Here is a 14,223-nt window from a genome sequence, read left to right as displayed (position 1 = left end):
GCAATGACGAGGTGGAATCGGCATAGGTTCGACAGGGCTTATTTTAAGTGTCTGAATTTATTCCAATATCACCTTAATCAATTGCATAAGAGACCTAAGCACATGAGAATTTTGCGTGGCTCCCCAGCTCTTTCTGAGTTTCGTGTTAATAAACTACTGGAACTTTGTCGTGAACAAGATCTGCCTGTAACTGGCATTTATGCCGAGTTTATGCACTTTGCCGATCTAAAGTCAGACCTTGATGACCAAGAGTTAGAAAAACTTGAAAAGTTACTAACTTACGGCCCCACCATCGAAGAGCATGAGCCTGAAGGTCTTCTACTTCTTGTCACGCCTCGTCCTGGCACTATCTCGCCTTGGTCTTCTAAATCTACCGATATCGCTGTTAACTGTGGTCTGGAGAAAGTGAAACGTCTAGAGCGTGGTACGGCTTATTATGTCGAATCTTCAGTTGTTCTATCAGAAGCTCAAGCTGATGCTGTTAAAGCGTTAATTCACGACCGCATGATGGAAACAGTATTCACAGAATTTGAAGCCGCATCAGCATTATTTACTGTTGCAGAGCCTAAGCCTGTCGCACATGTTGATATCTTAGCTGGCGGTCGTCTTGCGCTTGAAGAGGCAAACGTTTCCCTTGGCTTGGCACTCGCAGAAGATGAAATTGATTACTTGGTAGAGAACTTTACTAAGCTTGGGCGTAACCCAAACGACATTGAATTGATGATGTTTGCTCAGGCGAACTCAGAGCATTGTCGCCACAAAATTTTTAACGCAGATTGGACTATCGACGGGGTAGATCAACCTAAGTCTTTGTTCAAAATGATCAAAAACACTTTTGAAACGACACCTGACTATGTGCTGTCTGCATACAAAGACAACGCAGCCGTTATGACAGGTTCTAAAGCGGGGCGTTTCTTCCCTGACCCTAAATCTCGTCAATACACGTACCACCATGAAGATACGCACATCTTGATGAAGGTAGAAACGCACAACCACCCAACGGCAATCTCTCCATGGCCGGGCGCATCGACTGGCTCAGGCGGTGAAATCCGTGACGAAGGCGCGACGGGTATCGGCGGTAAGCCAAAAGCGGGTCTGGTTGGTTTTACAACCTCTAACTTACGTATTCCTGGTTTTGAACAGCCATGGGAAACCGACTTCGGCAAGCCGGGTCGTATTGTGAATGCGTTAGACATCATGCTTGAAGGTCCTCTAGGAGGCGCGGCATTCAACAACGAATTTGGTCGTCCAAATCTATTGGGTTACTTCCGTACTTACGAAGAAAAAGTCACTTCTCATGCGGGTGAAGAAATTCGTGGTTACCACAAACCAATCATGATTGCTGGTGGTATGGGTAACATCCGCGATGAACACGTACAGAAGAAAGAGATTCCAGTGGGTGCGAGCCTCATCGTACTTGGTGGTCCGGCAATGAACATCGGTCTTGGTGGTGGCGCGGCATCTTCCATGGCATCTGGTCAGTCAGCAGAAGATCTGGACTTTGCTTCAGTACAGCGTGAAAACCCAGAGATGGAACGTCGCTGTCAGGAAGTGATCGACCGTTGTTGGCAGTTAGGCGACGACAACCCAATCGCATTTATCCACGATGTGGGTGCAGGCGGTATCTCTAACGCATTGCCTGAACTTGTCGACGACGGTGAGCGTGGCGGTAAGTTCCAATTACGCGATGTACCAAACGATGAGCCGGGCATGAGCCCACTGGAAATCTGGTGTAACGAATCACAGGAACGTTACGTTCTAGCGGTAGCGCCAGAAAACATGGAAGCATTCGACGCAATCTGTAAGCGTGAACGCGCACCGTATGCAGTGGTGGGTGTGGCGACAGAAGAGCGTCATCTAACGCTAGAAGATTCTCACTTCGACAATACGCCAATCGATATGCCAATGGATATCCTGCTTGGTAAGCCACCGAAGATGCACCGTGACGCAACCACACTAAAAGTGGAAAGCCCTGCCATTGTTCGTGATGGTATTGAGCTTAATGAAGCGGTGGATCGCGTACTTCGTCTTCCTGCTATTGCAGAAAAAACATTCCTAATTACTATCGGTGACCGAACAGTAACGGGTCTGGTTGCTCGTGATCAAATGGTTGGTCCTTGGCAGGTACCAGTAGCAAACTGCGCAGTAACAGCGGCAAGCTACGACACTTACCATGGCGAAGCAATGTCGATGGGTGAGCGCACGCCAGTGGCATTACTAGACTTTGGAGCATCGGCTCGCCTAGCCGTTGGTGAGTCACTAACGAACATTGCGGCAACAGACATCGGTGATATTAAACACATTAAACTGTCTGCGAACTGGATGTCTCCAGCGGGTCACCCAGGTGAAGATGCGGGTCTTTACGAAGCAGTGAAAGCGGTTGGTGAAGAATTGTGTCCTGCGTTAGGTTTGACTATCCCAGTTGGTAAAGACTCCATGTCGATGAAAACCAAGTGGGAAGAAAACGGCGAGAGCAAAGAAGTCACTTCTCCACTGTCGTTAGTTATCACGGCATTTGGCCGTGTGGAAGACGTACGTAAGACCGTGACTCCACAACTACGCACTGACAAAGGAAAGACTTCTCTAGTTCTTGTTGACTTGGGTAACGGCAAAAACCGCTTAGGTGCGACAGCATTGGCACAAGTATACAAACAGCTGGGTGACAAACCTGCTGACGTAGATAATGCAGAGCAGCTAAAAGGCTTCTTTGATGCAATGCAAGCGTTAGTACGTGATGACAAGCTAGTGGCTTACCACGATAAAGGCGACGGCGGTCTGTTTGTTACACTGGCTGAGATGGCATTCGCGGGTCACTGTGGCGTAAAAGCGAACATCGCAGAGCTGGGTGACGATGCGCTGGCCGTTCTATTTAACGAAGAGCTAGGTGCGGTTGTTCAAGTTAAGAATGATGATCTAGATTCAGTTCTATCTACTCTGGCGGCAAACGGCTTAGAGGCATGCTCACATGTGATTGGTTCTGTTGAAGCTTCAGACGACTTTGTTATCACTTCTGGTGATGCAGTTGTGCTTGAACGTTCACGTACCGAACTACGCGTTATCTGGGCTGAAACAACGCATAAGATGCAAAGCCTACGTGATAACCCAGCGTGTGCAGACCAAGAGCACGAAGCTAAGAAAGACAACTCTGACCCGGGTCTAAACGTTAAGCTCAGCTTCGACGTAAATGAAGACGTTGCAGCACCGTACATTGCGAAAGGTGCTAAACCTAAGATGGCAATTCTACGTGAGCAGGGCGTTAACTCCCACGTCGAAATGGCAGCAGCGTTTGACAGAGCAGGCTTTGAAGCAACCGACATCCATATGAGCGATATCCTAACAGGCCAAGCGGTACTGGATGAATACCATGGCCTAGTAGCTTGTGGTGGCTTCTCTTACGGCGACGTACTAGGTGCGGGTGAAGGTTGGGCTAAGTCTATCCTGTTTAACGCACAAGCACGTGAGCAGTTCCAAGCGTTCTTCAACCGTGAAGAGACGTTCTCTTTAGGTGTGTGTAACGGCTGTCAGATGCTGTCGAACTTGAAAGAACTGATCCCTGGTGCAGACTTGTGGCCACGTTTTGTTCGCAACGAATCTGAGCGTTTTGAAGCGCGCTTTAGCCTAGTCGAAGTACAGAAATCTGATTCTGTATTCTTCGACGGCATGGCTGGTTCGCGCATGCCAATCGCGGTTTCCCACGGAGAAGGGCGTGTAGAAGTACGTGATACAGAGCACCTAGCAGCGATTGAAGCATCAGGTACGGTTGCGGTTCGTTACGTGGATAACCTCGGTAACCCAACACAACAATACCCGAACAACCCGAATGGTTCGCCAAACGCGATTACCGGTTTAACAACAGCAGACGGTCGCGTAACTATCATGATGCCTCACCCAGAGCGCGTATTCCGCACAGTTGCAAATTCTTGGGCTCCGGAAGGTTGGGGTGAAAATGGCGCTTGGATGCGTATGTTCCAAAATGCCCGTAAGAATATCGGTTAATTAACCAAGGTTAATCTAGCTTAAGTAAAGCGTTGGTTGAGAGACCAGCGCTTTCTTTTTTCTTATCACTCTTTTTTCTTCGTCGCTCTTTCTAGTGACTTGGCGAAACGTTGCTTTGTTCTGCCTCTTCTTTGTCATCTATTATCTAGCGTAAAAACTTGCAGCGTTTAGATTACTTTTATGCTCTAATACCGCGCTTACCAAGGGATGGTGTTAAACAGCTCAGCTTAGATGGAGTTATCAAGTTGACCGAATCCCTGATTGATCCCTAAATCCCTTAGGAAATTAAAGAAATGTCTAAGAATCCAAAATTTGCTATCCGCGTCACTGAAAAACGTAACGGCTGGAGCGCAGAAATCACTCGCCAAGTGACATCTCGTAAGACTGTAGTATCAAAGCGTGAAACAGGCTTTGACAGCGAAGAGAAAGCACAAGCTTGGGCTGAACAAGAACTGGCTGGATTTATCCAAAACCAAGTGGTTCGTAACGAGCGTAAAGCAGCGCAACGTCAAGAGCGCGAAGCAGAACAACTAGCGGCAAAAGTTCGTAAAGAAGAAGCCCGCAAAGCACGTGAAACCGAAGTAGACACTGACGAAGAATAAGTTTAAATCGGTGAGATGGTGACGTTACCCATCAAACAAATAGTGAAAATGCCCTGAGTTTTGTCTCAGGGCATTTTTTATTTATATCGGCTAAAAACAATCCGACGATACGGACAAGCTAAACGTGCCGTCTTCAGGGGCTGCAAATTGTTTATTGCCAGGAAGAAGGTGAGGGTTATTAGCATAAGTGCGATGTGTCGATTTGACCTTTGCAGAATGTCTTTCCGGTAAATCAAAGTGTTGTAAGCCGTCAGATAGATCGTTTGCTTCACCGTAGTCGAAATGTGTTGCGACGTCTTTGGGCTGCTTGGCGTAACGACAGTGATCCGGCTTACCATCTTCGTGCCAAGTTAAAGAGTTAGTTTTTGCATCTAGATTCAGGTTATTTGCTGTTGGCTGTGCGTAAAAATCTTCTGAAACTTGGTGCTTGCTTTGTTCTTGTAAGTAGTCTGCAATGTTCTCAGAAGCTTGCGCTAGGCTACCTACAGGGAAGAAGCAAATCAGAAGAAGCCGTGTTTTTAGATTGTTCATAATGTGTATGCAAGCAAAAGGAAATGATAATACTGATAAATAAAACGGCGTGCAATTATGGCCATTGGATACGATATAACAGGGCAGTTAATGTCTGCCCTGCATCTTTTAGGTATGGTTAGTATTGATAAGTGAGGTGCAGTTTGACTTCGCGACCAGGCGAAGGCACGCCATTAGATAGGTATGCTTCGTAGTAACGATCGGTTAAGTTTTTCACAACCGCGCCAACGCTCAAGCCTTCGACTTGTTGTATTTCCCAAACCACGTAAGCGTTTTGTAGCGTGTATTGCTCACTTGGCGATTTCACTTTTAAATTATTACCGCTTGCCTTGGTTTTGGTTTGCGCATCATACCAACGGACTTCCCAGCCCGTACGTAAACCAGGAATCCATTCGTAACCCAAACCCAGATTAATGTTTAATGGCGGTACATCAGGATGATCATCATCTGAACCTGTAGAGTCAGATAGGCTACCTTTGTTTTTGCCGCGAATGTAACTTGCTGAGAAATTACTGTAGAAATCTTCAATCCGGTATTGTGAAATTAGCTCAAAGCCATAGTTTTTAAAGCCATCTAGGTTTGTATTCCAGCTTTGTAACTCAGTAGTATTTTTGTCGAGGTTTTCGCCCGTTCGTATATCAACTGTGTCGCTAACATCGTTATAGAACATAGTTAACTCTGTTGCGAGGTTATCGCGAGAGTTCACCAGCCCTTCCGTTAAGTTGATAACGCTTGCTTGATAAGCATGGATACGAGACACGTCCAGATTCAAAGCAGTAGCCGTAGCGGTAGCTCGCGCATATTGCACTGAGTAGATGTTATCAACGGTTGGTGCTTTTAAAGCGTAGGCGTAGGAGGCGTTTAAACGCGTATTATTGCTCGCATCAAAGTCGATATCCAAACGTGGGCTAAAGCCTTTATGCGTCGTTTCACCATAGTCATGTCCGGCAGCTGGATCATTATAATCCGGCGCTGCGTTCCCTTTTCCTTCACTCTTGATGTATTCGTAACGCAGAGAAGGTGTGATTGTTAGGCGGTCTGTTGCTTGATAGTGATCAGCAATGTAAGCGGCATAAATTGACTGCGTGCCAGATGGTTCGTAGTAAGGGGTGTACCAACCGTAGTTTTTCGCTTCATTACTGTCGTATGATGCGTTGAATACTAACGAGTCTCTATCGGTTTTTTGATATTGAAGCCCAGTGACTAGAGTGTGATCTCCGAATTGCGCTTGGTTAAACACATCAACGTAATCACGCTCGTAACTCAGCCATGACTCATGACCGTAACTGCCAACAGAAACGAACATTTTCTCGAATGCTACGTCAGGGCGAACCCAATGACGATCGTTTTCGGAACGTGCCATTTTGATATTGAAATCAATATACGGGTTAGTCGGCATGTAGTGGTAAGAGATGGTCGTGGTGTTGTCCGTGTATTTGTTATCGACGGTGTAAGCGTATTGGGCTTTTTCTAATGAGCCGTATTTCTTGATATTGTATTCGGTGATGTTAGGCATTTTTCCGCGGCGGTTAGCCCAAGGTTTACGACCTTCATCTTTGTAGCGAGTGTGGCTAATTTCAAACTCGTGATCGTTGTTTTCATAACCGACCTTTACGAGCATGTTTTCTTGCTCATAACCTGAGTAATCCAGCGTTTCACCACCTCCGACTTTAATGTCATCAGAATCTTTTACCGAGCCATTCGCTAGAAAATAAAAACCAGTATCGTTTTTACCATAGAGTGTTAGCGTGTAGGCGTTCTCATCGCCGTTGGTGTTGTATGCACTTGAGATGCGAGCACCAAAGTTTCTTTCGCCGTACAGGAGATCATCGACACTTTTGGTTTTAATGCGAATGGAGCCACCAAACTTCCCGTTGAGTGCTCGATAGTCGTGCGCGCCCTTGATAATTTCTGCTTCGCCAATTAAGAACGGATCAAAAAAGAAGGTACCGTAGCGGTATTGTTGAAAGCCAATTGGAGCGCCATCGACAAACACGGCGATATCGCTTGGATCATCAAAACCACGAATGTTAATACGTTCGCCACCAGAACGACCGCCACCATCTATTGATGCACCGGGAACGGCATCGATCATTGAGGCAAAATTAGAGTACTGTTGCTCTTCAATCTCTGACCAATTAATGGTGGTTTGCGCAGGCTCAGCAATGGTAATAGGTTTGGCATAACGAACGCCTATGACTTCAAGCTCTTCATTTGGCGCTGTCTCGGCATATGAATAAAGAGGGAAGAGCAAAGCCAGTGAAATGAGATTTACTTTGAGTGGATGACTTTTTAATCGTTTCATATTGATGATTTATAGTGTTTTTATGAAGCTCGGATTATAAGAACATTATTACGATTAATAAATGATAATGAGATTAATTATCAAATGTGTTTTTGCGACGGATTGTAAAGTTTTTTATCCATTCGTGGAAACTACGATAAGTATCGTTAGCGTACATAAAACAAAAAGCCCAGCATCATGGACGCTGAGCTTATTGGCTTTAAACAAGATAGTGCGAGCACTGTTGCTCCTTTTGAGCTAATCAGGCGCCTACTTGGTAGGAATTACTGAGTTTCTAACGGTATCTGTCCGGTGGTCAGCGGCTCGGCATCGAATTCAGTGAGGCCTTCAATATAGCTTTCGACTGCTTGCTCTAAAGCATTATCACCTTGGTTAAAATAGGCAAGGTGGAAAATTGCATCGCCTTCGTTCACCAATGGTAATGTTTGTTGACCGATAACCAAACCACGCTTCGGGGCTTTTAGTTCTATCTCGTCATGACCAAGAGGAGAGCTAATATAAGCGAGCGTTTCACCCTGTTCTACTTTGTCTCCTAGATTAACGACAGTACGCAAAATGCCGTTACCTGACGCGCGAACCCAGCTGGTGGACTTCGCTATGATAGGCTCAGGCAGCTTTTTCCTGCTCGCTCGCAACATACCAATGGCTTGCATTACGCGCCGAACCCCGAGTACACCAGCGCTGATCGAAAGTGGATCAAAACGCAATGCTTCGCCAGCTTCGTAGGTGAGCACTGGAATATCGCATTTTTCTGCTTCACTGCGTAAAGAGCCATCACGCAATGCTGAATCAACAATCACTGGCGTTGCAAATGCTTGAGCAATACGCAGAGTTTCTGAGTTGCTTAAGTTTGCGCGGATCTGTGGCAAGTTCGTGCGATGAATGGCCCCTGTGTGTAGATCCAAAATGTAGTCACAACGCTTGGCAATGTTGTTAAAGAACCCGTGTGCCATACGAGATGCAAGTGCGCCTTTTTCACTGCCAGGAAAGCAACGGTTGAGATCTCGTCGGTCGGGCAAGTAACGAGATTTATGGATGAAACCAAAAACGTTAACGATAGGTACTGCAATGACAGTGCCTTTCAGTTTTTGTGGATCCAGTTGGTTAATGATCTGACGAACGATTTCTACGCCATTAAGCTCATCACCATGGATAGCGGCATTCACCATTAACACTGGTCCTTCTTGTTTCCCATGGATGATTTCCACAGGAATAGATAAAGGCGAATGTGTATATAGCTTCGCTGCTTCAAATTCGATCTCTAATCGTTGTCCTGGTTGTATTTGATGTCCTAAGAGCTCAAATACTTTGCTTTTTTTACTTCTGGCCATAAACCATCTCTGTCAAATGCGTCATCAGCAATGTAACAATTGCTGCAAAATCGCACTAATCATTCTCATTAAGGACACGACAAATTACTTTAATCGTCATGCGTGAAATTTTGGTATGTGTGAAGTTTTTGTTTTCAATATGATCTTTTCTATCAGTTTAATACATAACAAGACATAGAGAAGAGTGCGCAATAATAGCCTTAAAAAATGTGACTGTATTAAAAATAATACTGTTCATGGAGGACAAAAAAACGGACTTTTAACCCTACTTTTTATCCGATAATATCCGCGCCGAATTTGAGGTTTCACACTTTCTAACTAGAGGTTTTGATGAAAAAGGCAATTGCTAAAATTGGTGCATTGACTGCGGTAGCAGTTTCACTTTCAGGTTGCGTAGGTAGTAATGCCGTGACAGGTTATGTTATGGGGTTTAACTTGAAAGCTGTTGACAACCGTTACGCTCGAGGTGGTCTAAATATGCTTTTAGCGCCTGTTTATGGTGTCGCGATCGCAGCGGATTATATCGTGTTTAACTCTCTAGAATTTTGGACGGGTAAGAACCCGTTAAATGGTAAGCCACATATCTTCGATACAAAGGTAGATACTTACATTGATGTCAATCACCAGTTAGATAAGTCGTTAACGACGGCACCAATCGCACCATTAGCGGATAACCGTGTCATTGAGCAGGGGCGAATGCAGCAAATCGATGAGAACACTGTTCAAATGGATATTACTTACAGTAACGGTGAAAAGGCGACACTCATGGGTGTACGCGATGGTGAGTTTGTTACTTACTACATTGATGGTGAAGTTGCTGCACAAACCTCAATGGATGAATTAGCCGCTTACGCGCAAAACCGTGTGTAGTTGGGTTCAACTAAACCAAAAAAAGGGTGCCGTATGGCACCCTTTGTCATTTTTCGTGATTGAATTATGCTTTCTCTGGAATCGCTTCTAAAAGCGCGACCATCTGATCCCAGTACAACTGAACAGTATCAATCTTCACTTTCTCATCTGGAGAGTGAGGGAATTTTATTGTTGGACCGAAAGAAACCATATCCATGTGTGGGTATGGTTCTTTAAATAGGCCACACTCAAGACCAGCATGGATGACCATGATGTTCGGCTTATGACCGTAAATGCCTTCATACATATCACGGAAAATTGCCATGATCTCGGAATCTGCATCTGGCTTCCAGCCAGGGTAAGCGCCTGAGAACTGAATTTGTGCGCCTGCTAGCTCAGTAATCGAGCGCAGCATGCTTTCCACTTGGCTACGGCCAGAGTCAATGAGAGAACGAATCAAGCAAAGCACGGTGACTTTATTTTCTTCTGTGCTGATCACACCAACGTTTAGAGAAGTTTCAACAACGCCTTCCACCTCATCACTCATACGGATTACGCCGTTTGGACAAGCGTTAAGTGCCGCAATGAATCGTTGCTGATCGGCGATTGAAAATACTTGCGCGTCAGTCGTGATCGCTTCATTAAAGGTTACGATACCTGTTTCGATTTTACCCAATTCAGTTTTAAGCAGCTCAGTGTAGTGGTTGAACAGCTCAGCAAGTTTGTCTTGGTTTTCGACAGGAAGCGCGACAGTAACAAACGCTTCGCGAGGGATTGCATTACGTAAGCTACCACCACGGAATTCGACTAAACGTAAATCAAGCTCTTGAGCATGACCGGCAAGGAAACGACCAAGTAATTTGTTGGCATTACCGCGACCTGTGTGAATGTCACAACCTGAGTGACCACCTTTTAGGCCTTTCAGCGTCAGTTGGCGTGTTACAAAACCTGCAGGCGTTGATTCTCGAGAAATATCGAAAGTCATGGTGCCATCAACGCCACCTGCACAACCCATGTAGACTTCGCCTTCTTGCTCAGAGTCTGTATTTAGAAGAATCTCACCCTCTAACCAACCAGCTTCAAGGCCAAATGCGCCAGTCATGCCTGCTTCTTCATCAATCGTCAGCAGAACTTCGAGTGGACCGTGCTTAATATCTTTAGATGCCAATACAGCAAGGCAAGAAGCCATACCAATACCGTTATCTGCACCAAGCGTCGTGCCTTTCGCAGTTACCCATTCGCCATCGATGTAAGGTTGGATTGGATCTTTGGTGAAGTCGTGTTCAGTGTCTTCGTTTTTCTGCGGCACCATGTCGATGTGTGCTTGAAGTACAACAGCCTTCTTATTCTCCATTCCTGGTGTCGCGGGCTTTTTGATGAACACGTTACCGGTTGGATCACGGCGAACGTCAAAGCCTTGCTCTGTTGCCCAGTTGATAATGTACTGTGCTAATGCTTCTTCATGTTTCGATGGATGAGGGATAGAACAAATCTTATCGAAAAACTGCCAAAGTGGAGCAGGTGATAAGGTACTGATCTCAGAATGGAACTCAGACACGGAGGACTCCTTTTGATGTGCTTTGCCAAATATATACCGTAAAAATGTTGTCAAGGTAGCATTAAATGCTAGACGATTTGGCCTTCAAATTGCCGTTAGCATACCACCAGATAAGGAGTACGAGTAGTCGCGATCACAAGGATTTCTCTCAGAACTGTCACAGTTTGTGAATACAATAACAAGCACTATGTGTTCTCTATCATACATTCTGAAAGTGGCTTTATTTTTCAATTCATAAAATTGTAATTTAATTACATATAAACTTTGATAAAGGTCAATTTATGTATTTTTTGTGATTCCAATCACTAAAATGCTTGTAATTAAATTTCTTTGTGGTATATTTGTAACCAGCTTCTGAGAGAAGAATGAAATGCTCAAAGGATGAGTCCGTTTTATCGCCTCCAAGGAACCGAGAAATCAACGAATGTTTAATTGATTTAAAAGGTGATAGTTATGAAAGGTTTACCAAGTACAATGTTCTGGAATAGCAAGTCTGTTTACACCGGTAACTTTGTATACCCAACAAGCTTTGGCTACTAAGTGAAGTCAACGCATGTGACTCGAACAGTTTGTTCACCCCTATAAATTGGAATTTTTTTTCAGTGATAGTGCTGACATGATTCACCGCCACCCAAATTGGGTGGCGTTTTTTTATCTCTATTTTCTCTTCCTGACTCACTTATTGCCATCAAAGCCTTCTTCTATTCCCCATTCTTCGGTTTTATCGACTTTTCCATCAAATCTGTTAGATACCATGTTTAAAATGGGCCTTTTTCATCTGAAAGTTTAGTACATTGCTCAGTTTTTATTCTCTTTTAGAGAACTGTGTTATCTGGGTTACCTATTGTTTTATAAGAATATATTTCTTTACTTGCTTTGATGGGTTAGAGAATGTGTTTCATATCCAAAGAAAAAAAACGCATTAGAGTGAAGATTCTATCTAGAATTTGCTATTTGATAACTTTATAATTCCCGCCAATCGATTACGCAACCGTTTACTTTTTACCTTTACAGGATTCGATCATGCTCGAGAGGCTTTTTAAACTCAGTGAAAATGGCACAAATGTGCGCACTGAGATCATTGCAGGTGTTACGACCTTCCTAACTATGGCTTACATTATTTTTGTAAACCCAGCGATCCTGTCGGATACCGGTATGGACCGTGGCGCCATTTTTGTCGCAACTTGTCTTGCTGCCGCAATCGGCTGTTTTATCATGGGATTTGTTGCCAATTACCCAATCGCACAGGCACCAGGAATGGGCCTGAACGCATTTTTTACTTACTCTGTTGTATTAGGAATGGGTTATACGTGGCAAGTTGCGTTGGCGGCTGTATTTGTTTCTGGCCTTCTGTTCATTCTTTTAAGCGTATTTAAGATCCGTGAGTGGATTATTAACTCGATCCCGCATTCTCTACGAACAGGTATTTCAGCTGGTATTGGTCTTTTCTTAGCGTTTATCGCATTAAAAAATGCAGGTATCGTCGTTGATAACCCAGCGACATTAGTTTCTATGGGAGAGATCACATCATTGCCATCTGTATTGGCCGCGATTGGCTTCTTTCTTACGATTGCATTGGTTCACCGTGGTGTGAAAGGTGCGGTGATGATCGCTATTCTTGGCGTTACAGCGCTTGGTCTTCTATTTGGTGATGTGCAGTGGGGCGGTATTATGTCAACGCCACCAAGCATTGCGCCAACTTTCATGCAACTGGATTTCTCTGGTTTGTTTGAAGTAGGCATGATTTCCGTCGTATTTGCTTTCCTATTTGTCGATTTATTTGACACCGCAGGTACGCTCGTTGGCGTTTCTCAAAAAGCAGGTCTAACTGATGAGAATGGCAACATCCCTCGTTTAAACAAAGCGTTACTTGCAGACTCAACAGCAACGTCAGTAGGTGCATTACTTGGTACTTCTAACACGACATCTTATATTGAAAGCGTTTCTGGTGTGGCTGCGGGTGGGCGTACTGGTCTAACAGCCGTGGTTGTTGGTGTACTCTTCCTACTTGCTCTATTGTTCTCACCACTTGCGGGTATGATCCCTGCTTATGCAACGTCAGGTGCGCTATTCTATGTGGCGATCTTGATGCTGTCTGGGCTAGTAAGCATTGATTGGCGTGACCTAACTGAAGCGTCCCCAGTTGTTGTGACTTGTTTAGTTATGCCGCTAACATTCTCGATTGCAGAAGGTATCACGTTAGGCTTTATCGCATACGCGGCGATCAAGTTATTCAGCGGTAAGGGCCGTGAAGTGTCGATGAGTGTATGGGTGATGTCAGCCATCTTCATCGTTAAATACCTCGTCGGTTAATTTCTCGAGCAAAAAGCCAGTGTGGATTTATTCACGCTGGCTTTTTCTTTTTTACGTTGTTCACAGAAGACGGTTTTTCTGCGGAATAGGCAGAGAATTTTGATATCACCGTTGGTATTAGCGGTGTGTTTCGGTAGAATAATCGTTTGCGCAGCTTGAAATCCTCGTCTCCAAACATTTTGGAGAAGTTAGTGAGCATTCCGCTTTTGAGTGACTTCGCTAGATTTTGAGGATGCATATTTTCAAATTATTAGGTTATTACAATGAGTAAAAAATTCATTATCACTTGGGATGCAATGCAGACTTACTGCCGTGAACTGGCTGAAAAACAAATGCCAGCTGAGCAATGGAAAGGAATTTGGGCGGTAAGCCGCGGCGGTTTGGTTCCTGGCGCTATTTTGGCTCGTGAACTGGGTATTCGTTACGTTGATACAATCTGTATTTCAAGCTACGACCATGATCATCAGCGCGACATGACGGTACTAAAAGCACCTGAAGGTGATGGCGAAGGTTACCTAATCGTTGAAGACCTAGTAGACAGTGGTGATACAGCGCGCAAACTACGTGAGATGTATCCAAAAGCGAAAATGATCGCTGTGTGTGCGAAACCATCAGGCAAAGAGCTGCTGGATGATTACGTTGTAGATATTGCTCAAGACACTTGGATCGAGCAGCCTTGGGATATGTCAATCCAGTATGCTGAGCCAGTAAACCGCAAGCAAAAATAAGCGCGGTTAA

General features: G+C 44.7%; 9 protein-coding genes. 5 read left to right on the top strand and 4 right to left on the bottom strand.

Annotated elements, in window-relative coordinates; translation table 11 throughout:
• Positions 1-102: 102 nt before the first annotated feature.
• Together purL and R8O10_RS09860 are read left to right on the top strand one after the other, a co-directional pair.
• A complete protein-coding gene (gene purL / locus R8O10_RS09865) occupies positions 103-3,996 on the top strand; it encodes a phosphoribosylformylglycinamidine synthase (protein WP_318191348.1) in 3,894 nt (1,297 codons plus the stop codon).
• Positions 3,997-4,289: 293 nt separating this feature from the next.
• Positions 4,290-4,598, top strand: a complete 309-nt coding sequence (locus tag R8O10_RS09860; protein ID WP_025998700.1) for a DUF3622 domain-containing protein — start codon at positions 4,290-4,292, stop codon at positions 4,596-4,598.
• 90 nt (positions 4,599-4,688) lie between these two features.
• Here R8O10_RS09860 and R8O10_RS09855 read toward each other — a convergent pair whose 3' ends face one another.
• The 3 genes from R8O10_RS09855 to R8O10_RS09845 all read right to left on the bottom strand — a co-directional run bounded on the left by R8O10_RS09855 (position 4,689) and on the right by R8O10_RS09845 (position 8,765).
• Positions 4,689-5,129, bottom strand: coding sequence for a hypothetical protein (locus R8O10_RS09855; RefSeq protein ID WP_005381599.1), 441 nt, complete (start codon positions 5,127-5,129; stop codon positions 4,689-4,691).
• Between the two features lie 118 nt (positions 5,130-5,247).
• Positions 5,248-7,434 (bottom strand): TonB-dependent receptor domain-containing protein, encoded by a 2,187-nt coding sequence (locus tag R8O10_RS09850; protein WP_318111798.1) that lies wholly within the window; start codon positions 7,432-7,434, stop codon positions 5,248-5,250.
• Positions 7,435-7,697: 263 nt separating this feature from the next.
• Positions 7,698-8,765 carry a succinylglutamate desuccinylase/aspartoacylase family protein gene (locus tag R8O10_RS09845; protein WP_017635689.1) on the bottom strand — a complete coding sequence of 356 codons (1,068 nt, stop codon included), beginning with the start codon at positions 8,763-8,765 and terminating at the stop codon, positions 7,698-7,700.
• 330 nt (positions 8,766-9,095) lie between these two features.
• On the opposite strand from R8O10_RS09845, the gene R8O10_RS09840 reads away from it, so the two are divergent.
• Positions 9,096-9,635, top strand: coding sequence for a DUF3332 domain-containing protein (locus R8O10_RS09840; protein ID WP_005381596.1), 540 nt, complete (start codon positions 9,096-9,098; stop codon positions 9,633-9,635).
• 64 nt (positions 9,636-9,699) lie between these two features.
• Here the strand turns inward: R8O10_RS09840 and R8O10_RS09835 are convergent, their stop codons facing one another.
• Positions 9,700-11,172: an aminoacyl-histidine dipeptidase gene (locus R8O10_RS09835; RefSeq protein WP_005381594.1), complete on the bottom strand. Its 1,473-nt coding sequence runs from the start codon at positions 11,170-11,172 to the stop codon at positions 9,700-9,702.
• A 1,023-nt stretch (positions 11,173-12,195) separates the two neighbouring features.
• Between R8O10_RS09835 and R8O10_RS09830 the strand changes: the two genes are divergently transcribed.
• A complete protein-coding gene (locus R8O10_RS09830; protein ID WP_005381592.1) occupies positions 12,196-13,485 on the top strand; it encodes an NCS2 family permease in 1,290 nt (429 codons plus the stop codon).
• 263 nt (positions 13,486-13,748) lie between these two features.
• Positions 13,749-14,213 (top strand): oxytetracycline resistance phosphoribosyltransferase domain-containing protein Tet(34), encoded by a 465-nt coding sequence (gene tet(34), locus R8O10_RS09825; RefSeq protein WP_005381590.1) that lies wholly within the window; start codon positions 13,749-13,751, stop codon positions 14,211-14,213.
• Positions 14,214-14,223 lie beyond the last annotated feature (10 nt).

Origin of the sequence: Vibrio sp. 1727 (assembly GCF_033344415.1) — a bacterium.
GTDB lineage: Bacteria > Pseudomonadota > Gammaproteobacteria > Enterobacterales > Vibrionaceae > Vibrio > Vibrio alginolyticus.
The sequence above is the reverse complement of the archived record's forward strand: the minus strand, read 5'-3'. Positions and strand labels throughout refer to the sequence as shown.